The sequence below is a fragment of the Streptomyces sp. NPDC102451 genome, from assembly GCF_044765485.1.
Lineage (GTDB): Bacteria > Actinomycetota > Actinomycetes > Streptomycetales > Streptomycetaceae > Streptomyces.
In genome coordinates this window covers 1-20,708 of the sequence record NZ_JBIWKD010000010.1, presented here as the reverse complement: position 1 = coordinate 20,708, position 20,708 = coordinate 1, and the positions used below count along the sequence as shown (strand labels likewise).

Below are 20,708 nucleotides of genomic sequence, written 5' to 3'. Positions count from 1 at the left end.
ACAAGACATCCGATGTATAGTCCACATTATGCGGCCCCCGGCCCTACCTGCGTCCCCCTGCCCGGTCACAGGCTCCGCGCACGCTCCACGAGGAGCCGGTGCAGATCGCGTGCCGCCCGCGGGACCGAGCCCGACCTGCGGCGCTGGAGCACCAGCAGCACGGCGGCGCCGGCCTCGTCGAGCGGCCGCCACACGAGCGTGCCGCTCCGCTCCAGGGGGTCCCCGACGACGCTGAAGTCGGGCAGCACGGTCGCGCCGAGCCCCTCCGCCACCATCAGCTTGCCCATCTCCGCGCCGTCCGTGGAGTACGAGAACGCGGGGGTGCGCCCCGCGAGCAGCCGGTGCATGAACCGGTGCATCACGTAACCCGAGCGCATCACGATCAGCGGCTCCGCGAGGAGATCGCTCACCCGCACCGTCTCCCGGGCCGCCAGCGGACTGTCCGGGCGCATGCAGACCACGGCCCGCCCGCGCAGCAGCTCCGTCGTCTGGAAGTCGGGCGGCAGGTCGTCGCCCTGGAGGTAGTTGACGAGCCCGAGGTCGAAACTGCCCTCCAGGAGCGAGCGGTGGATCTCCGCCTGCTGCGCCCCGACGACCTCCACCTGGGTCATGGGGTGGTTCGCGCGGAACTCGCGCACCGCCGGCACGAGCAGGGGGACCGTCGCCGCGTTGACCGTCCCGAGCCGGATCATCCGGCTGATCTGGTGCTGGTGGTCGGCCGCCCGCCGCAGCCGGTCGACCGCGTCGATCACACCGATGATGTGCGGCAGGAGCTCCCGCCCCTCGTCGCTGATCTTCGCCCCGGAGCGTCTGCGGTCCAGGAGGTCCACCCCGAGCTCGCGTTCCAGGTTGCGCACGGTCTCGCTCAGCGCCGGCTGGGAGAGATGGAGCTCCTCGGCGGCCCGGCGCAGCGAGCCCAGCCGTGTCACCGCCTCGATGTACTCGAGCTGTTCGACGCGCACACCCACGCACCCCCGGACCGGGACAGGTTCGACCGGGCTCGGCCGGTTGAAGGGAAACCCTATCAACGCCTCGTGAATGCCTACTCGACTGCCGACGCCGGGGGTGACTAGTCTGAACGGTATGAAGGACCGACGGAATTTCACGCAGCGACGTCATATCGACCTCGCACGTGTCGCCAGTGCGTTCTGTTGTCGCGAGGTCTGAGGGTTCCCTCCTTCGCGCACCGTCCCACTCCGTCCTGACCAGGACGGGCCCGCCCGTTCCAGGGATCTCTCCCCGCCGGTGACCCGGCACTCCTCGCTCACGCCCGTACCGCCTCGCGCCGCCCGGCGCCCGGTGCCGCTCCACGCTGCCCCGGGGTGTGCCGTCCCGCCGTGCGCCGGTCCACGGGCCGTTCCGCGCAGCCCCGTGACGTAACGCGTCGTCAAGGGACGTGACGCGCCGTGATGCCCCGTCCCGTGCCGAGGGGGCCGAGGACCGCCGGGCGCTCTCCGCCCCTGCCTGCTTCCCCGACTCCGGGAGTCCGCATGTCCGTTCCACCCACCACCGACCCCGTGCGCTTCGCGTACTGGGTGCCCAACGTCAGCGGCGGCCTGGTCACCAGCCGCATCGAACAGCGCACCGACTGGGGCTACGACTACAACCGCGAGCTGGCCGTGCTCGCCGAGAACAACGGCTTCGACTACGCGCTCAGCCAGGTCCGCTACATGGCCAGTTACGGCGCCGAGTACCAGCACGAGTCGACGTCCTTCAGCCTCGCCCTGCTGCTGGCCACCGAGCGCCTCAAGGTCATCGCCGCCGTCCACCCGGGCCTCTGGCACCCCGGCGTGCTGGCCAAGCTCGGGGCGACCGCCGACCACCTGTCCAAGGGGCGGTTCGCCGTCAACGTCGTCAGCGGCTGGTTCAAGGACGAGTTCACCGCGCTCGGCGAACCCTGGCTGGAGCACGACGAACGCTACCGCCGCTCCGAGGAGTTCATCCGGGCCCTGCGCGCCGTATGGACCGAGGACCACGCCGAGCTGGCCGGCGACTTCTACCGGATCCGGGACTTCTCCCTCAAGCCCAAACCGCTCAACACCGCCGAACGCCCGCACCCGGAGATCTTCCAGGGCGGCAACTCCACGGCCGCCCGCGCCATGGCCGGCCGGGTCTCCGACTGGTACTTCAGCAACGGCAAGGACTTCGACGGCGTCACCGAACAGATCCAGGACGTGGCCCGCTCCGCGGCCGCCGCGGGCCGCACCGCACCGAAGTTCGGGCTCAACGGCTTCCTCATCGCCCGTGACACCGAGGCTGAGGCCCGCGAGACCCTCCGCGAGATCGTCGCCAAGGCCGACTCCGAGGCCGTCGAGGGCTTCGGGGCCGCCGTCAAACAGGCCGGGCGCTCCGCCGCCGACGGCAAGGGCATGTGGCAGGACTCGTCCTTCGAGGACCTCGTCCAGTACAACGACGGCTTCCGTACGGGCCTCATCGGCACCCCGGAACAGATCGCCGAGCGGATCGTCGCCTACAAGCGGCTCGGCGTCGATCTCCTCCTCCTCGGCTTCCTGCACTACCTGGAGGAGGTCGAGTACTTCGGCAAGAAGGTGCTGCCCCTCGTCCGCGAACTGGAGGCCCAGCAGCCCGTTCCCGAACCCGCCCGCTCCTGAACCGCCCACCCCCACCACGGAAGAGGTCCACGATGAGCACCGTCGCACCCACCGACTGGCAGACCCTCCCCACCCCCCAGGACGCCAAGGGCTGGATCGCCCGCGCCGCCGAGGTCGCCGCGGTCCTGGCCATCGACGCCGCCGCCCGCGACAAGGCCGGCGCCACCCCCCACGCCGAGGTCCGGCTCCTGAAGGACTCCGGCCTCGTCACCCTCCTCGGCCCCGTCGAGCACGGCGGCGCCGGCCAGGACTGGACCACCGCCTACCGCGTCGTACGCGAGGTGTCCAGGGCCGACGGCTCCATCGGCCAGCTCCTCGGCTACCACTACCTGTGGAACTGGGCGGCCCGCCTGGTCGGCACCCGGGAGCAGTGGGAGCACGTCGAGGCCGAAGCCGCCCGCAACCGGTGGTTCTTCGGCGGCGCCGTCAACCCGCGCGACAACGACGTGACGGTCACCGAGGACGGCGACGACCTCCTCTTCACCGGCCGCAAGACCTTCTCCACCGGCAGCAGGGTCTCCGACGTCACCGTGCTGGAAGGAGTCCTGGAGGGCACCGACACGCACGTCTTCGCCATCGTCCCCTCCGACAGCGAGGGGCTGACCTTCCACGACGACTGGGACAACATCGGCCAGCGGCTCACCGAGAGCGGCGGCGTCACCCTCGACCACGTACGTACCCCCTGGTCGTCGGCCGCCGGTTTCGTGGACAAGGAGTTCCGGCCCCGGACGTACAACACCCTCAACGTCCCCGTCATCCAGCTGGTCTTCGTCAGCTTCTACCTCGGCATCGCCGCCGGGGCCCTGGAGACGGCGTCCACGTACACCCGCACCAAGTCCCGCTCCTGGCTGCACGGCGGCCACGACAAGGCGGTCGACGAGCCGTACGTCATCGACGTCTACGGCGACCTCACCGCGAAGCTCTGGGCCGTGGAGGCCCTCGCCGACGCCGTCGCCCTCGAAGGCCAGGTGCTGCACGAGAACCCCGACGACGTCACCGAACAGAGCCGCGGCGCGTTCGAGGTCCGCGTCGCCGCGGTCAAGGCCCGCGCCACCGACGTCGCCCTGGAGGTCACCAGCAGGATCTTCGAGGTCACCGGCGCCCGCGCCACCGCCTCCGCTGAGGGCCTGGACCGCTTCTGGCGCAACGTCCGCACCCACACCCTGCACGACCCGGTCGCCTACAAGCGGCGCGAGGTCGGCCGCCACGTCCTCACCGGGGAGTTGCCCGAACCCACCTGGTACTCCTGACCGCCGCCCGGCGTGCCCGCACCCCCGCGGGCACGCCGGGCCCCCGGTCTTTCTTTCGACCGCCACCACGAGAAGAGGGCCCATGGCCACCGTCCTGTCCGTCTCGGGAAGCCCCTCCGCCACCTCCCGCACCGCCCGGCTGCTGCGCCACCTCGACGCGCAGCTCGCCGACCGTGGCCACACCGTCGTACCTCTCGACGTCCGCACCCTGCCCGCCGACGCACTGCTGCGCGCCGACTTCGGACATCCGGCGGTGACCGGGGCCCTCGACCTGTTCGCGGCGGCCGACGGCGTCGTCATCGGCACGCCCGTCTACAAGGCCGCCTACTCGGGGCTGCTGAAGTCCCTCCTCGACCTGCTCCCGCAGTTCGCCCTCGCCGGGAAGACCGTCCTGCCGCTGGCCACCGGCGGCAGCACCGCGCACGTCCTGGCCATCGACTACGCCCTGCGCCCCGTGCTCAGCTCGATGGGCGCCGCCCACATCACCCAGGGCTGGTTCGTCCTGGACCGCCACATCACGGTGTCCGCCGACGGGACCCTCACCGTCGACCCCGCCGACGCCGAGGCGCTCGGCGCGGTCCTCGACGGGTTCGCCGCCGCGCTCGAGAGCCGCGTACCGGTGGGCGTCCATGGCTGAGATCATCCGCGACGACGCCGAGGCACTGAAGAAGGCCGCCGAACTGGCCGCGGAGTTCCGTACGGGCGCCTCGGAGCGCGACGCCGGGCGCCTGCTGCCCCGCGCCGAACTGGACAGGCTCTCCGCGTCCGGCCTGCTGGCCGTGACCGTCCCCGCGGACCACGGCGGCGCGGACGTCGGCGCGCTCACCCTCGCCCGGATCTTCCGGCTGCTCGCCTCGGCCGACGCCAGCCTCGCGCAGATCCCGCAGAGCCACTTCGCGTACGTCAACGTGATCCGCAGACAGGGCACCCCGGAGCAACAGGCCTTCTTCTACGGCGAGCTGCTGGCCGGCAAGCGCTTCGGCAACGCCCAGTCCGAGGCCGGCACCAAGCACGTCCAGGACATCCGCACCCGGCTGGAGCCCGCCTCCGACGGCTCGTACCTGCTGAACGGCGTCAAGAACTACGCGACCGGGGCGCTCTTCGCCGACTGGATCCCCGTGCTCGCCCTCGGCGCCGACGACAAGCCGCACGTCGCCCTCGTCCCGGCCGGCGCGCCCGGCCTCACCGTCGTCGACGACTGGGACGGCATGGGCCAGCGCACCACCGCCAGCGGCACGGTGCGGCTGGAGGGCGTACGGGTGCCCGCCGACCGGGTGTTCGCCCACCACCTGACCTTCGAGGGCCCCCAGCTGCACGGCGCGGTCGCGCAGCTGCTGCACGCCGCGATCGACGCGGGGATCGCGGCCGGGGCCCTGGCCGAGGCGGCGGAGTTCGTACGGACGAAGAGCCGCCCCTGGTTCGAGAGCGGCTACGACACCGCGGCCGAGGACCCGCTGCTGATCCAGCGGTTCGGCGAACTCGACCTGCGGGTACGCGCCGCCGACGCCCTCCTGGACACCGCGGCCCGCGCCGTGGACACCGCCCGGGCCACCCTGACCGACGGGACCGCCGCCGAGGCGTCCCTCGCGGTCGCCGCCGCCAAGGCGTACGCCGCGGGCGCCGCCGTCGAGGTCGCGGGAGCCCTCTTCGAGGTGGCCGGCACCCGCTCCGCCCTCGACTCGCTCAATCTGCACCGGCACTGGCGCGACGCCCGCACCCACACGCTCCACGACCCGGTCCGCTGGAAGATCCAGCACCTCGGCCGCCACGCCGTCGACGGCACCCGCCCACCCCGCCACGGCCTGCTGTGACACCCCCGATCGGAGACCACCGGTGACTCTCACCTTCCACTGGTTCCTGCCCACCAACGGCGACAGCCGCCATGTCGTCGGAGGCGGCCACGGCACCCCCGTCACCGCGGCGGGCGGCGACCGCCCGCCGACCGTCCGCTACCTCGCCCAGATCGCCCGCGCCGCCGAGGACCTCGGCTTCGAAGGGGCCCTGACCCCGACCGGCGCCTGGTGCGAGGACGCCTGGCTGACCACCGCCATGGTCAGCCAGCACACCGAACGGCTGAAGTTCCTCGTCGCCTTCCGGCCCGGATCCGTCTCACCCACGCTCGCCGCGCAGATGGCCGCCACCTACCAGCGCCAGACCGGAGGGCGGCTGCTGCTCAACGTGGTGACGGGCGGGGAGAGCCACGAGCAGCGCGCCTACGGGGACTTCCTCGACAAGGACGCGCGCTACGCCCGTACCGGCGAGTTCCTGGAGATCGTCCGGGAGCTGTGGGACGGCGGGACGGTGACCCTGAAGGGCGAGCACCTCGCCGTCGAGGACGCCCGGCTCGCCCGCGTCCCCGACCCGGTGCCCGAGGTGTACTTCGGCGGCTCCTCGCCCGCCGCCGGTACGGTCGCGGCCCGGCACGCCGACGTCTACCTCACCTGGGGCGAACCGCCCGCCCAGGTCGCCGGGAAGATCGCCTGGATACGAGGGCTCGCCGCGCGGGAGGGCCGGGCCCCGCGCTTCGGAATCCGCCTCCACGTCATCGCCCGGGACACCTCCGAACAGGCCTGGGCCGAGGCGGACCGCCTGCTGGCGGGCTTCGACCCCGCCACGGTGCGTTCCGTCCAGGAGGGCCTGGCCCGCAGCGAGTCCGACGGGCAGAAGCGGATGCTCGCCCTGCACGGCGGCGGCCGCGACGGCCTGGAGATCCACCCCAATCTGTGGGCGGGCATCGGCCTGGTCCGCGGCGGCGCGGGCACCGCGCTCGTCGGCAGCCACGAGGAGGTCGCCGACCGCATCGAGGAGTACCACCGGCTCGGCATCGACGAGTTCATCCTCTCCGGCTATCCGCACCTGGAGGAGGCGTACTGGTTCGGCGAGGGCGTCCTGCCCCGGCTCGCGGCCCGCGGCCTCTGGGCGCACCCGGGCGGGCCGGCCGACCCCGGACCCGCCCAGGTGCCCTTCGCCGGGGCCTGAGGCCCCGGGCCCCGGTCATTCCCAGAGGGAGGAGGGCGCCTCACGCCGTACGACCGGGGCGATCTCCTCGGCGAACCGCTGCAAGGTCTCCAGCTGTTCGCCGTGCGAGAGGCCGAAGCCGTCGACGGTGATCGACTGGAGGTCGTGCCGGTACACCGAGTGGAAGCCGAGGATCTTGTCGATGATCTGCTGCGGGGAGCCGATGAGCTGGGGCCCGTCGGCTATCGCGTCCTCGATCGTGCGGAAGGGGGTGTTGTAGCCGGCCTTGCCCTCCAGGTGCGGCTTGAAGGTCTGGGCGACCTTGGCCTCGTACAGCTCCTTGTAGCGTTCCACGGCCTTCTCCGTGGTGTCCGCGATCAGCAGGCCGCCCGACCCCGCCGCCACCCGGGCGTCCGCAGGGTCGTGCCCGTACGCCTCGAAGCGCTCCCGGTAGTGGGCGATCAGCCGCGCGTAGGCCTCACGGGGCTGGATCGCGTTGGCGGTGAACAGCGGGTCGCCGTGCCGGGCCGCCAGTTCGGGGGAGTTGAGGCTGGTCGCCGAGCCGTGCCAGACGCGCGGGGGGCCGGCGTACGGACGCGGCACGGTCGTCACGTTCTTCAGCGGCGGACGGAACTCGCCCTCCCAGTCGACCCCCTCCTCGCTCCACAGCCGCCGCAGCAGTTCGTACTTCTCCTTCTGCAGGTCCCACTGCCGCTCCTCGTCCAGTCCGAACAGGCTGAAGTGACCGGCCTCCGCGCCCTTCCCGACGACGAGCTCCAGCCGGCCCCGCGAGATCTGGTCCAGCGTCGCGAACTCCTCCGCCACCCGCACCGGATCGAGGATCGCGACGACCGTGACCCCGGTCAGCAGCCGGATGGTGGAGGTCCTCGCGGCCAGTGCGCCCAGGACCACACCGGGGCTGGACGAGAGGAACGGCCCGGCGTGCCGCTCCCCGATGGCGTACGCGTCGAAGCCGAGCCGCTCCGCCGCCGCACCGGTCTCGAGAACCTCGGTGAACCGCTGGGCTGCCGAGGGGAGTTCACCCGTCAGCGGATGCGGGGCATGGCCGACGAGCGAGAGTACGGAGAACTTCAAGGGGGCCTTCCTTCGGTGTCCGGGGGTGCGAGTGCTTCGGTGCTTTCGCTGCGGGACGGGTGTCAGACGGCGGCGAGGCCGAGGTGGCCGCGCAGGGTCCGGGCGGTGTACCCGGTGCGGAAGAGCCCGCGCCGCTGGAGGACCGGCACCAGCCCGGCCACGATCGCGTCCAGGTCGTCGGGGAGCACCGCCGGCCGCAGCCGGAACCCGTCGGCGCCGCCGTCGAGGAACCACTCCTGAAGAAGGTCGGCCAGACCCTCGGGGGTGCCGGAGAAGACGGCGGCGTCGGAGGTGAACGGTTCGCCCGCGGCCTCCTCCAGACCGGCCAGCCGCGCGTCGGCCGCCTCCTGGCTGTCGCCCAGTACGACGTTCACGTCGGCGAAGACCCGCACGGCCCCGGCCGGCCGGCCCGCCTCCTCCCGCAGTGACTCGACCTCCTTGCGTACGGCGATCAGTCCGGCGGTGTCCTCCGGGGTCACGAAGACGACGTCACCGTGGGCGGCGGCCAGCCGGTAGGGGACCGTGGCGTGCGCGAGCAGCGTCAGCGGCGGCCTGCCCTGCGGAGCCGGCACGGAGTCCCAGGCCGCGGTCGCCTCGGTCAGGAACTCGTCCGCCCGCGCGAAGAGTTCGGCCACCCTCCGGTCGCCCTCGGGAGTGCCGAGGACCGTCAGCAGCTCCGCGTGCTCGGGGTTGCTCGTCGTGGCCCGGGGCCGCACCCCCGCCCGCCCCGCACTCAGATGGTCCAGCGTCGCGATCCGTGTGGCCCAGGCGGTGGGGTCACCCGTCGTCGGACCCAGCGGGACCAGCCCGATCCGGTCGGTGACCTGCGCCGCCAGGGCGAGCAGCAGCGCGGAGTCGAGCCGCCCCGGGCCGTCCTCCACCGTGACGAAGTCGAGCAGTCCGGCCTCGGCGCCGCGCACCAGCCGGGCGTACGCGTCGGGCGTGAAGGGCCTGGAGGGCGCGGCCGGATGCGAACCGGCGCCGTTCAGGGCCACTGACAGATGGAATCCCTGGTGTTCGGACATCCCTCCACTGTCCCCGCGTCATATTGCACCCGTATGGCGGCTGCATGGCACGTCCCCCGGCCGCACGCCGCAGGGGCGGCTTCCCCGACCGGGAGACCGCCCCTGTTGCTGTGTTCCGGCGCCGTCAGCGCCCGTCGGCCAGCATGTCCTCGACCCTGGTCCGGATGTCGTCCGTCGCCAGGCCCCGGATCGTCAGCGTCGTCCGGCGGCGCAGCACGTCGTCTGCCGTCTCGGCCCACTCGCGGTCGCGCGCGTACGCCACCTGCGCCCAGATCTCCGGGGCGTCGGGGTGGATGCGCTCGCCCAGCGCCGGGTTCTCGTTCGCCAGACGCGCGATGTCGAAGGAGAGCGAGCCGTAGTGGGTCGCGAGGTGCCGGGCCGTGTCGGCGGGCATCCGCGGCCCCGGCGTACCGCCGTCGACCAGCAGCCGGTGCGCGACCGCGTTCGGGTTGGCGATACCGGGCAGCGGCACCTTCCTCGGTAGCCGTGCCATCGGCTCCATGTCCTCGCCGAGCGGGTGCCCGGGCAGTTCGGCCAGCTTGTTCATCACCGTACGGCCGATGTGGCGGAACGTCGTCCACTTGCCGCCCGCGACCGACAGCATCCCGCCGCGGCCCTCCGTCACGACCGTCTCGCGCTTGGCCTTGGACGTGTTGCCCGGACCGCCGGGCAGCACCCGCAGCCCCGCGAAGGAGTACGTGATCAGATCGCGGGAGAGCTGCTGGTCCCGTACGGAGAACGCCGCCTCGTCGAGGATCTGGGCCGTGTCCTGCTCGGTGACCGCGACATCGGCCGGGTCGCCCTCGTACTCCTCGTCGGTCGTACCGAGCAGCAGCATGTCCTCCCAGGGCAGGGCGAACGTGATCCGGTACTTGTCGATCGGGGTCGCCAGGGCGGCCTTCCACGGGCGGGTCCGCTTGAGGACCAGGTGGGCGCCCTTGGACAGACGTATGGAGGGCGCGGAGGCCGGGTCCTCCAGCTTCCGCAGGTGGTCGACCCACGGGCCGGTCGCGTTCAGCACGAGGCGGGCGTTCACGCCGAACTCCGTGCCGTCCTGACGGTCCTCCAGCTCGGCCCCCGTGACGCGGCCCTTGGTGAACCGCAGCCCGGTCACCGCGGCGTGGTTGAGGACGACGGCCCCGGCGTCGACGGCCGCGCGGACCGTCATCAGCGCCATCCGGGCGTCGTTCATCTGGTCGTCGCCGTAGACCGCGACGGCCTTCAGGTTGTCCGTACGCAGCTCGGGCACGTCGCGCTGCGCCCGGGCCGGGCTGATCACATGGCCGACGCCGTCACCGAACGCGGACAGCGCCGAGTAGGCGAACACGCCCGCGCCGAGCTTGGCCGCGCCGTGCGGGCCGCCCTTGTAGACGGGCAGGTAGAAGGTGAGCGGGTTCGCCAGGTGCGGGGCGACCTGGCGGGAGACCGCGCGCCGCTCGAAGTGGTTCTCGGCGACCAGCTTCACCGCGCCGGTCTGGAGGTAGCGCAGACCGCCGTGGAGCAGCTTGGAGGAGGCCGAGGAGGTGGCGCCGGCGAAGTCGCCGGCGTCCACCAGGGCCACCCGCAGTCCGGACTGCGCGGCATGCCAGGCGGTGGAGATGCCCAGGATGCCGCCGCCGATCACCAGGAGGTCGTACGTCGCCTTGGAAAGCTGCTCCCGGGTCTCGGCGCGGCTCGGGAGGGAGCCGGAGGCCGGATGCGTCCCGAGGGCGGGGACGCTCTGCAGGGTGGTCATGTCTTGCTCCTCAGCTCTCTTCGTCCTCGATCCAGCCCATGGTCCGTTCGACGGCCTTGAGCCAGCTCTTGTACTCGCGGTCACGTGTGGCCGCGTCCATGCGGGGTGTCCACTCGGCGGCACGGCGCCAGTTGGCGCGCAGTGCGTCGGTGTCCGGCCAGAAGCCGACGGCGAGGCCGGCGGCGTAGGCCGCGCCGAGGCAGGTGGTCTCGGCGACCATCGGGCGCACCACGGGTGCGTCCAGGAAGTCGGAGAGCGTCTGCATCAGCAGGTTGTTGGAGGTCATGCCGCCGTCGACCTTGAGCGCGGTCAGCTCGACGCCGGAGTCCTTGGTCATGGCGTCGCTGATCTCGCGGGTCTGCCAGGCGGTGGCCTCGAGCACGGCCCGGGCGATGTGCGCCTTGGTCACGTAGCGGGTGAGACCCGCGATGACACCGCGGGCGTCGGGGCGCCAGTAGGGGGCGAACAGCCCGGAGAACGCGGGCACGAAGTACGCGCCGCCGTTGTCCTCGACGGAGGACGCCAGCGTCTCGATCTCGGCGGCGGACTTGATCAGGCCCATCTGGTCGCGCATCCACTGGACGAGCGAGCCGGTGACGGCGATGGAGCCCTCCAGGGCGTACACCGCCTTCTGGTCCCCGATCCGGTAGCCGACGGTGGTCAGCAGCCCGTTGTACGAGTTCACCGGGGTGTCGCCGGTGTTCATCAGCATGAAGGTGCCGGTGCCGTACGTGGACTTGGCCTCGCCCTGGGCGAAACACGTCTGGCCGAACAGCGCGGCCTGCTGGTCGCCGAGCGCGGAGGCCACCGGGACGCCGTCGAGGACGCCGCCCTTGGCCGATCCGTACACCTCGGCGGAGGAGCGGATCTCGGGCAGCAGGGCCGACGGGATGTCGATCGACTGGAGGATCTTGTCGTCCCACTGCATCGTGTGCAGGTTCATCAGCAGCGTGCGCGAGGCGTTGGTGACGTCGGTGACGTGGACACCGCCGTCGGTGCCGCCGGTGAGGTTCCAGATGACCCAGGAGTCCATCGTCCCGAAGAGGATGTCGCCCCGCTCGGCGCGCTCACGGAGCCCCTCGACGTTGTCGAGCAGCCAGCGGACCTTGGGTCCGGCGAAGTACGACGCGAGCGGCAGACCGGTCTCGCGGCGGAAGCGGTCCTGGCCCACGTTGCGGCCGAGCTCCTTGCAGAGCGCGTCCGTGCGGGTGTCCTGCCAGACGAGGGCGTTGTAGACCGGCTCACCGGTGTGCCTGTCCCAGAGCAGGGTGGTCTCGCGCTGGTTGGTGATGCCGATCGCCTTGACGTCGGCGGAGGTGATGCCCGCCTTGACGATTGCCCCGGCGACGACTTCCTGGACGTTCTCCCAGATCTCCTTGGCGTCGTGCTCGACCCAGCCCGGCTTCGGGAAGATCTGCTCGTGCTCCTTCTGGTCGACGGAGACGATCCGGCCGTCCTTGTCGAAGACGATGCAGCGGCTGGACGTGGTGCCCTGGTCGATGGCCGCGATGAACGGCCCGGTGGTGTGTGCGTCGGTCACGGTTGGCTCCCGGAAGTCTGTGTGGTGTGGAGGGTGCGGGCTCAGGCGAAGGCGAGGTTGTAGAGCCCACCGGCGAGTGCGCCCCCGATGAGCGGTCCTACCACCGGTACCCAGGCGTAGCCCCAGTCCGACCCGCCCTTGTTGGGCAGTGGCAGCAGCGCGTGCACGATCCGCGGACCGAGGTCGCGCACCGGGTTGATCGCGTAGCCGGTCGGACCGCCCAGCGACAGACCGATACCGACGACCACCAGCGCGGTGATCAGGGCACCGAGCGCGCCGAGGCCGTTGCCCTCGTCGTTGAGGCCCTGGGTGAGGATCGCCAGGATCAGTACGAAGGTGGCGATGATCTCCGTGACCACGTTCTGCACCATGTGCCGGATCTCCGGGCCCGTGGTGAAGATGCCGAGCACGGGGCCGGCCTTCGGCGCGGTCGACTGGTCGACCATGCCCTCCTCGGCCGGCTGGTTCTCCACGATCTCGGGATCCGTGAGGTGCGCGTGGAACTGGCCGTAGTAGACGGCCCAGACCAGCACCGCGCCGATCATGGCGCCGAGCAGTTCGGAGGCGAGGTAGAGCGGTACGTCGCTCCACGCGGTGCCGCCCTGGATCGCGAGGCCGATCGTGACCGCGGGATTGAGGTGGGCGCCGGACACGCCGGAAGCTATGTAGGCGCCGGTCAGTACGGCGAAGCCCCACCCGAAGGTGACGGCCAGCCAGCCGGCGTTCTGGGCCTTGGAGCGCTTGAGCGTGACGGCGGCACAGACACCGCCGCCGAGCAGGATGAGTATGGCGGTACCGATGGTCTCGCCGATGAAGATGTCGGAGCTGGACACCCGCGACTCCTTTGTCCTTCGTCCAGGGGAAGGCGAAACACCGGGTCCCTCCGGTGGATCGCGCCCCAGGTGGGTACCCATCGAACACGGGTACGTCACCTGTAGGGCTTGACCGGCCCTCGGCACTGTCACACCCTAACGCGTATTGCCGTTAGGTGTTCGGCAATGCCGACCGGTGAGCGGCAATGTTTCTCCCCGACGGGGGGTGCGTCAAGGGGTCTGTGACGCGCGACTCGATCGTTACCGACGTCGCGGGAACCCTCAGAAGCGTCCGGCGCCCAGATCCCGGGAGACGGCGCGGGCGCAGTCCCGTACGGCGGCGACGAGCTCGGGCCGCAGCCGGCCGTCGGTGCACACGCGCTCCACGGCGCCCGTCACGGCCACCGCGCCGACCGGCATCCTGCGCCGGTCGTGGATGGGGGCGGCCACCGCGGCCACGCCCTCCCAGGTCTCCTCGACGTCGGCCGCCCAGCCCTGCGCCCGGATCAGGTCGAGCAGCTCCTCGAACTCCTCGTCGCCCGTGACGGTGCGCGGCGTGAAGGAGCGCCGCTCCACCTCGGTCGCCTCGCTGTGCGCGACCGGGTCGTAGGCGGCGAGGACCTTGCCCAGGGCCGTGGAGTGCAGCGGCTGCATGGCGCCCACCTCCAGCACCTGGCGGCTGTCGTCGGGCCGGAAGACGTGGTGGACGATCAGCACCCCGTGCTGGTGCAGCACGCCCAGGTGGACGCTCTCGCCGCTGGAGCGGGCCAGGTCGTCGGTCCACACCAGCGCGCGGGCCCGCAGTTCGTGCACGTCGAGATAGCTGTTGCCCAGGCGCAGCAGCTCGGCGCCCAGCTGATAGCGGCCGGACGCGGCGTCCTGCTCGACGAAGCCCTCGTGCTGGAGGGTGCGCAGAATGCCGTGCGCGGTACCTTTGGCCAGGCCCAGGGACGACGAGATGTCGGACAGGCCCAGACGGCGCTCGCCGCCCGCCAGCAGACGCAGCATCGCGGCTGCCCGCTCGAGCGACTGGATGTTCTTGGCCATCGCGCCGTACTCCTCCACCTCGGTTCGACAATGCTGAACACTATCGGTCGATGCCGACCTCTGTCCGGTGGCGCGAGAATTATGCGTCACTCCGTGAAGGGGCCCGTTCCCCGCACAGCATGCAGTCCGCCTCGTGGGACACGACGACCGGCCCGGGCGCCTCCCGGCTACGCTGGCCGCGTGCCCCCTCCGCAGAAGGGCGCAAAGCCGACAGCCGTCGCATCCCTGGGAGAACATCCATGGCCTCGTTGCCGACCCCCTCCGCTGACAGCCGGAACCGAGCCGCAGCGCTCCGTGAGGCGCTCGCCACCCGGGTGGTGGTGGCCGACGGTGCGATGGGCACCATGCTCCAGGCCCAGGACCCCACCCTCGACGACTTCGAGAACCTCGAAGGCTGCAACGAGATCCTGAACGTCACCCGCCCCGACATCGTCCGTTCGGTCCACGAGGAGTACTTCGCCGTCGGCGTGGACTGCGTGGAGACCAACACCTTCGGAGCCAACGCCTCCGCCCTGGGCGAGTACGACATCCCCGGCCGCATCCACGAGCTCTCCGAATCCGGCGCCGCCATCGCCCGCGAGGTCGCCGACCGGTTCACCGAGTCCACCGGACAGCAGCGCTGGGTGCTCGGCTCCATCGGCCCCGGCACCAAGCTGCCCACGCTGGGCCACGCCCCCTACACGGTCCTGCGCGACGGCTTCCAGCAGAACGCCGAGGGCCTGATCGCCGGCGGCGCCGACGCGCTCATCATCGAGACCACGCAGGACCTGCTGCAGACCAAGGCCGCCGTGCTGGGCGCCCGGCGCGCCCTGGAGGCGATGGGCAGCGACCTCCTGGTGCTGTGCTCCCTGGCCTTCGAGACCACCGGCACCATGCTGCTCGGCTCCGAGATCGGCGCCGCGCTGACCGCGCTCGAGCCGCTCGGCGTCGACATGATCGGCCTGAACTGCTCGACCGGCCCCGCCGAGATGAGCGAGCACCTGCGCTACCTCACGCGCCACTCCCGCATCCCGCTGCTCTGCATGCCGAACGCCGGGCTGCCCGTGCTCACCAAGGACGGCGCGCACTTCCCGCTCGACGCCGAGGGTCTGGCCGACGCCCAGGAGACCTTCGTCCAGGAGTACGGCCTCTCGCTCGTCGGCGGCTGCTGCGGTACGACGCCCGAGCACCTGCGCCAGCTCGTGGACCGCGTCCGCGGCGCAGAGCTGACGTCCCGCAGCCCGCGCCCCGAGCCGGGCGCCGCCTCGCTCTACCAGACCGTCCCGTTCCGCCAGGACACCTCGTACCTGGCGATCGGTGAGCGTACGAACGCCAACGGGTCGAAGAAGTTCCGCGAGGCCATGCTCGACGCGCGCTGGGACGACTGCGTGGAGATGGCCCGCGACCAGATCCGCGAGGGCGCGCACATGCTCGACCTCTGCGTCGACTACGTGGGCCGCGACGGCGTCGCCGACATGGAGGAGCTGGCCGGCCGCTTCGCCACCGCCTCCACCCTGCCGATCGTCCTCGACTCCACCGAGGTGCCCGTCCTGCGGGCCGGTCTGGAAAAGCTGGGCGGCCGCGCCGTACTGAACTCCGTCAACTACGAGGACGGCGACGGCCCCGAGTCCCGCTTCGCCAAGGTCGCCGGACTGGCCGCCGAGCACGGCGCCGCGCTGATCGCGCTGACCATCGACGAGGAGGGCCAGGCCCGCACCGTCGAGCACAAGGTCGCCATCGCCGAGCGGCTCATCGAGGACCTCACCACCAACTGGGGCATCCACGAGTCGGACATCCTCATCGACTGTCTGACCTTCACCATCTGCACCGGCCAGGAGGAGTCCCGCAAGGACGGGATCGCCACGATCGGCGCGATCCGCGAGCTGAAGCGGCGCCACCCCGAGGTGCAGACCACGCTCGGCCTGTCCAACATCTCCTTCGGCCTGAACCCGGCCGCCCGCGTCGTCCTGAACTCCGTCTTCCTGGACGAGTGCGTGAAGGCCGGTCTGGACTCCGCGATCGTGCACGCCTCCAAGATCCTGCCGATCGCCCGGCTGGAGGAGGAGCAGGTCAAGGTCGCCCTCGACCTGGTCCACGACCGCCGTGAGGAGGGCTACGACCCCCTCCAGCGGCTCATGGAGCTCTTCGAGGGCGTCAACATGAAGTCGATGAAGCAGGGCAAGGCCGAGGAACTCCTCGCCCTGCCGCTGGACGAGCGCCTCCAGCGCCGCATCATCGACGGCGAGAAGAACGGCCTGGAGGCCGACCTCGACGAGGCGCTCCTGACCAGGCCCGCCCTCGAGATCGTCAACGACACCCTGCTCGCGGGCATGAAGGTCGTGGGCGAGCTCTTCGGCTCAGGCCAGATGCAGCTGCCCTTCGTGCTCCAGTCCGCGGAGGTCATGAAGAGCGCGGTGGCCCACCTCGAGCCGCACATGGAGAAGTCGGACGCCGACGGCAAGGGCACCATCGTGCTGGCCACCGTCCGCGGTGACGTCCACGACATCGGCAAGAACCTCGTCGACATCATCCTGTCCAACAACGGCTTCAACGTGGTCAACCTCGGGATCAAGCAGCCCGTCTCCGCGATCCTGGACGCCGCCGAGGAGCACCGCGCCGACGTCATCGGCATGTCGGGCCTCCTGGTGAAGTCCACCGTGATCATGAAGGAGAACCTGGAGGAGCTGAACCAGCGCAAGATGGCGGCCGACTACCCGGTGATCCTCGGCGGCGCCGCCCTGACCCGGGCCTACGTCGAACAGGACCTCCACGAGATCTACGAGGGCGAGGTCCGCTACGCCCGCGACGCGTTCGAGGGCCTGCGGCTGATGGACGCCCTCATCGCGGTCAAGCGCGGAGTTCCCGGGGCCACGCTTCCCGAGCTGAAGCAGCGCAGGGTGCCCAAGCGGGACACCCCCGTGGCCGAGGTCGTGGAGCCCGAGGAAGGTGTGCGGTCCGACGTCTCGGTCACCAACCCGGTCCCCGAGCCGCCGTTCTGGGGCACCCGGGTCGTCAAGGGCATCCAGCTCAAGGAGTACGCCTCCTGGCTCGACGAGGGCGCCCTCTTCAAGGGCCAGTGGGGCCTCAAGCAGACCCGCGCCGGTGACGGACCGACGTACGAGGAGCTCGTGGAGCGGGAGGGCCGGCCCCACCTGCGCGGCTGGCTCGACAAGCTGCACACCGAGAACCTTCTGGAGGCCGCCGTCGTCTACGGCTACTTCCCCTGCGTGTCCAAGGGCGACGACCTGATCCTGCTGCACGAGGACGGCTCGGAGCGCACCCGCTTCACCTTCCCGCGCCAGCGCCGCGGCCGCCGCCTCTGCCTCGCGGACTTCTTCCGCCCGGAGGAGTCGGGGGAGACGGACGTGATCGGCCTCCAGGTCGTCACCGTCGGCTCGAAGATCGGCGGGGCCACCGCCGAGCTCTTCGAGGCGAACTCCTACCGCGACTACCTGGAGCTGCACGGCCTGTCCGTGCAGCTGGCCGAGGCGCTCGCCGAGTACTGGCACGCACGGGTCCGCAGCGAGCTCGGCTTCGCCGGCGAGGACCCGTCCGACGTCGAGGACATGTTCGCGCTGAAGTACCGCGGAGCACGCTTCTCGCTGGGCTACGGGGCCTGCCCCGACCTGGAGGACCGGGCGAAGATCGCCGAGCTCCTGGAGCCCGAGCGGATCGGTGTGAAGCTCTCCGAGGAGTTCCAGCTGCACCCCGAGCAGTCCACGGACGCGATCGTCATCCACCACCCGGAGGCGAAGTACTTCAACGCACGGTAAGGAACCGTTCGACGCGCGGTGACGCTCCGTTCCGCGCGCCGGACGGGCACGAGTCGTAGACTGGTCGGTCCAGTGCAGGCCGGTCGCCGTTCCCACCGGGAAGGCGGCCGGCCTTCTCGTCCCTCTTGGAGGTGTGCCGGATGACCAGTACGGTCCCCGCGTCCCTGACCCGTACGGCCGAAGGGTCGGCGCTGCAAGCCGTCCTTCTCGACATGGACGGCACACTGGTCGACACCGAAGGATTCTGGTGGGACGTGGAGGTCGAGGTCTTCGCCGACCTCGGTCACCGGCTCGAGACGGCCTGGCGCGAGGTGGTCGTCGGCGGCCCGATGACCCGCAGCGCCGGCTACCTCATCGAGGTCACCGGCGCCGACATCGCGATCGAGGAGCTCACCGTGCTGCTCAACGACCGCTTCGAGAAGCGCATCGGACGCGGCGTGCCGCTGATGCCCGGCGCCGCCCGGCTGCTCGCCGAGCTCGGCGCGCACGAGGTGCCCACCGCGCTGGTCTCCGCCTCGCACCGGCGCATCATCGACCGGGTCCTCGACTCGGTGGGCCGTCACCACTTCGCGCTCACGGTCGCGGGGGACGAGGTGACCCGTACGAAGCCCCACCCCGAGCCCTACCTCGCCGCGGCGGCCGGATTCGGGGCGGACCCCTGGCGCTGCGCCGTCATCGAGGACACCGCCACGGGTGTCGCGGCGGCCGAGGCCGCGGGCTGCCGGGTCGTGGCCGTACCGTCCGTGGCCCCGATCGCCCCCGCGCCGGGGAGGGCGGTCGTGTCCTCCCTGGAGCAGGTGGATCTCCCCTTTCTGCGCGGCCTGATCGCCGATGAGTGACAGCTGATGCACCGAGGGTGTTCCACCGGCGGGCTGTGAATCAGGTCCATGTCAATAAGACCGCCGGGCCGAAGGGGTGACGTTCGTCACTCGACGTGACATCCGGGGGTTCCGGAGATCGGCCGGGCTGTCCGTTTCGGGACCCCCATACGTCCGTATTCCTGAAGCCGTGTACGAAACATTCCCGAGCGTGACATGGACAACCCGTCATCGGTGATCACCGAGTGCATACGCGGCTGTCCGGCACCGGTCAAGTCCCTCTGCGACGCCTACTAATCTCGGTTTTCTCACATGCCGGAATGAGGGAGAACGTCCAGATGAACCGCAAGACGCTGGTGCTGCCGGCCGTAGTCGGCCTGCTCGCACCCGTGCTCGCCGCCTGCGGCGGGTCGGACGACGGGGCGGACGCCATCGTTGTCGGGACCACGGACCAGTTCATCTCCTCGAAGGACAACCCGGCCCCTCTCGACCCCGCCATCGGCTACGAGGCGGGCGTGTGGAACGTACTGCGCCAGACCGTACAGACGCTGACCCACATACCGCGCGGCGGCGGCGAGCCGGTGCCCGAGGCGGCCCAGAGCTGCTCCTTCACCGACACGGAGAACGAGAGCTACCGCTGCACCCTGCGCGACGGGCTCACCTTCGCCGACGGCACCCCCGTCACCCCGGAGGACGTGAAGTACTCCATCCAGCGGGTCCTCGACATCAAGGACGAGAGCGGCCCGATCGGCCTGCTCGCCAACATCGACACGATCGAGACCAAGGGCGAGAACCAGGTGGTCTTCCACCTGAGCACCCCGGACGCGACCTTCCCCTACAAGCTGGCCACGCCGTCCGCCGGCATCGTCCAGAAGGACAAGTACCCGGCGAACAGCCCCCGTGAGGGCTTCCAGGTCGACGGCTCCGGCCCGTACACCATGAAGCCGGAGGTCGAGGGCGACCAGGTCGTCAAGGTGGTCTTCACCAGGAACCCGAAGTACAAGGGCGACCTGAAGATCAACAACGAGAAGGTCGAGCTGGACCTCTTCCCGGACGCGGAGGCGATGGGGAAGGCGCTCGACGACAAGAAGATCGACATGATGACCCGCACCATGTCGCCCGAGCAGGCCCAGAAGATGATCGAGGAGCCGGAGGACGGCTTCAAGCTCACCGAGATGCCCGGCCTCGCCATCAGCTACCTCGCGTTCAACACCGAGGACCCCACGGTGAAGGACAAGGCCGTGCGCCAGGCGATGGCGCAGGTCGTCGACCGCGGCTCCATCGCGAGCAAGGTGTACGGCAGCACGGCCGAGCCCCTCTACTCGCTGATCCCGTCCGGCATCACCAGCCACACCAACTCGTTCTTCAACAAGTACGGCGAGCCCAGCGTCTCCGGGGCCGCGGCGACCCTGGAGAAGGCCGGCATCAGCACCCCGGTGAAGTTCACGCTGCACTACACGACCGACCACTACGGTCCCGCCACCAAGGCCGAGTTCGAGATGCTGGCGAAGCAGCTCAACGACTCGAAGCTGTTCGACGTGGACGTCAAGGGCACCCCGTGGGCCCAGTACCGCCCCGCCCAGAAGAAGGGCGAGTACGCGGTCTACGGCATGGGCTGGTTCCCGGACTTCCCCGACGCGGACAACTACACGGCGCCGTTCCTGGACAAGAACAACTTCCTCAACTCGCCGTACCGGTCGACCTTGGCGCAGTCCGAGCTCATCCCGGAGTCCCGTCGCGAGGCCGACCGCAGCGCCGCGACGCCGACCTTCGAGAAGCTCCAGGACATCGTTGCCAACGACGTCCCCGTGCTCCCCGTCTGGCAGGGCAAGCAGTACGTCGCCTCGGTCGACGAGCTGTCCGGTGTGGAGTGGGCCGTCAACTCCTCGGCCGACCTCCAGCTCTGGGAGCTCGCACGCGGCGAGTCCTGACGCACCCGACGAAGACCGGCGCGGGGGGGGGGCGGCCGCCCCCCCCCCCCCCCGGGGGGGGGGGGGGGGGGTGTGGGGGCCCGGGGGGGCGCCCCCCCCCCGGGGGGGGGGCCGGGGGTTGTCGGGCCCCCCC

Annotated in this window: 16 protein-coding genes; 9 read left to right on the top strand and 7 right to left on the bottom strand. The window is 71.0% G+C overall.

Annotation, left to right across the window (positions count from 1 at the left end):
* Positions 1 to 65: 65 nt before the first annotated feature.
* A complete protein-coding gene (locus tag ACIRD8_RS22460) occupies positions 66 to 962 on the bottom strand; it encodes a LysR family transcriptional regulator (RefSeq protein WP_403994222.1) in 897 nt (298 codons plus the stop codon).
* 76 nt (positions 963 to 1,038) lie between these two features.
* On the opposite strand from ACIRD8_RS22460, the gene ACIRD8_RS22455 reads away from it, so the two are divergent.
* The 6 genes from ACIRD8_RS22455 (at position 1,039) to ACIRD8_RS22430 (ending at position 6,841) form a co-directional block, all read left to right on the top strand.
* Positions 1,039 to 1,167 (top strand): putative leader peptide, encoded by a 129-nt coding sequence (locus tag ACIRD8_RS22455; protein ID WP_403994219.1) that lies wholly within the window; start codon positions 1,039 to 1,041, stop codon positions 1,165 to 1,167.
* 323 nt (positions 1,168 to 1,490) lie between these two features.
* On the top strand, positions 1,491 to 2,612 hold the full coding sequence (sfnG, locus tag ACIRD8_RS22450) for a dimethylsulfone monooxygenase SfnG (protein ID WP_382704645.1): 1,122 nt from the start codon (positions 1,491 to 1,493) through the stop codon (positions 2,610 to 2,612).
* Between the two features lie 32 nt (positions 2,613 to 2,644).
* Positions 2,645 to 3,862, top strand: a complete 1,218-nt coding sequence (locus tag ACIRD8_RS22445) for an acyl-CoA dehydrogenase family protein (RefSeq protein WP_403994216.1) — start codon at positions 2,645 to 2,647, stop codon at positions 3,860 to 3,862.
* Positions 3,863 to 3,944: 82 nt separating this feature from the next.
* Positions 3,945 to 4,499, top strand: a complete 555-nt coding sequence (ssuE, locus tag ACIRD8_RS22440; protein WP_403994213.1) for an NADPH-dependent FMN reductase — start codon at positions 3,945 to 3,947, stop codon at positions 4,497 to 4,499.
* Positions 4,492 to 5,673 carry an SfnB family sulfur acquisition oxidoreductase gene (locus ACIRD8_RS22435; protein WP_403994210.1) on the top strand — a complete coding sequence of 394 codons (1,182 nt, stop codon included), beginning with the start codon at positions 4,492 to 4,494 and terminating at the stop codon, positions 5,671 to 5,673. Before ssuE ends, ACIRD8_RS22435 begins: the two co-directional genes overlap by 8 nt.
* 22 nt (positions 5,674 to 5,695) lie before the next feature.
* Positions 5,696 to 6,841 carry an LLM class flavin-dependent oxidoreductase gene (locus tag ACIRD8_RS22430; RefSeq protein ID WP_403994207.1) on the top strand — a complete coding sequence of 382 codons (1,146 nt, stop codon included), beginning with the start codon at positions 5,696 to 5,698 and terminating at the stop codon, positions 6,839 to 6,841.
* Between the two features lie 15 nt (positions 6,842 to 6,856).
* Here the strand turns inward: ACIRD8_RS22430 and ACIRD8_RS22425 are convergent, their stop codons facing one another.
* The 6 genes from ACIRD8_RS22425 to ACIRD8_RS22400 all read right to left on the bottom strand — a co-directional run bounded on the left by ACIRD8_RS22425 (position 6,857) and on the right by ACIRD8_RS22400 (position 14,074).
* Positions 6,857 to 7,915, bottom strand: a complete 1,059-nt coding sequence (locus tag ACIRD8_RS22425) for an LLM class flavin-dependent oxidoreductase (RefSeq protein WP_403994204.1) — start codon at positions 7,913 to 7,915, stop codon at positions 6,857 to 6,859.
* A gap of 62 nt (positions 7,916 to 7,977) precedes the next feature.
* Entirely contained in the window at positions 7,978 to 8,940 is a 963-nt protein-coding gene (locus ACIRD8_RS22420; RefSeq protein ID WP_403994202.1) for an LLM class flavin-dependent oxidoreductase, read from the bottom strand.
* Between the two features lie 124 nt (positions 8,941 to 9,064).
* The gene (locus ACIRD8_RS22415; RefSeq protein ID WP_403994199.1) at positions 9,065 to 10,675 is read right to left on the bottom strand and encodes an FAD-dependent oxidoreductase; all 1,611 of its coding nucleotides are present in this window, start codon (positions 10,673 to 10,675) and stop codon (positions 9,065 to 9,067) included.
* Positions 10,676 to 10,685: 10 nt separating this feature from the next.
* A complete protein-coding gene (glpK, locus tag ACIRD8_RS22410; RefSeq protein WP_403994196.1) occupies positions 10,686 to 12,215 on the bottom strand; it encodes a glycerol kinase GlpK in 1,530 nt (509 codons plus the stop codon).
* Between the two features lie 41 nt (positions 12,216 to 12,256).
* Positions 12,257 to 13,048 carry an MIP/aquaporin family protein gene (locus ACIRD8_RS22405; protein WP_403994193.1) on the bottom strand — a complete coding sequence of 264 codons (792 nt, stop codon included), beginning with the start codon at positions 13,046 to 13,048 and terminating at the stop codon, positions 12,257 to 12,259.
* 261 nt (positions 13,049 to 13,309) lie between these two features.
* Positions 13,310 to 14,074: an IclR family transcriptional regulator gene (locus ACIRD8_RS22400; protein WP_403994190.1), complete on the bottom strand. Its 765-nt coding sequence runs from the start codon at positions 14,072 to 14,074 to the stop codon at positions 13,310 to 13,312.
* A gap of 239 nt (positions 14,075 to 14,313) precedes the next feature.
* Here ACIRD8_RS22400 and metH point away from each other — a divergent pair, with 239 nt between their 5' ends.
* The 3 genes from metH to ACIRD8_RS22385 all read left to right on the top strand — a co-directional run bounded on the left by metH (position 14,314) and on the right by ACIRD8_RS22385 (position 20,575).
* Positions 14,314 to 17,826 carry a methionine synthase gene (gene metH, locus ACIRD8_RS22395; RefSeq protein WP_403994187.1) on the top strand — a complete coding sequence of 1,171 codons (3,513 nt, stop codon included), beginning with the start codon at positions 14,314 to 14,316 and terminating at the stop codon, positions 17,824 to 17,826.
* A 140-nt stretch (positions 17,827 to 17,966) separates the two neighbouring features.
* Positions 17,967 to 18,665, top strand: coding sequence for an HAD family hydrolase (locus tag ACIRD8_RS22390; protein ID WP_403994184.1), 699 nt, complete (start codon positions 17,967 to 17,969; stop codon positions 18,663 to 18,665).
* Between the two features lie 317 nt (positions 18,666 to 18,982).
* Positions 18,983 to 20,575, top strand: a complete 1,593-nt coding sequence (locus tag ACIRD8_RS22385) for an ABC transporter substrate-binding protein (protein ID WP_403994181.1) — start codon at positions 18,983 to 18,985, stop codon at positions 20,573 to 20,575.
* Positions 20,576 to 20,708 lie beyond the last annotated feature (133 nt).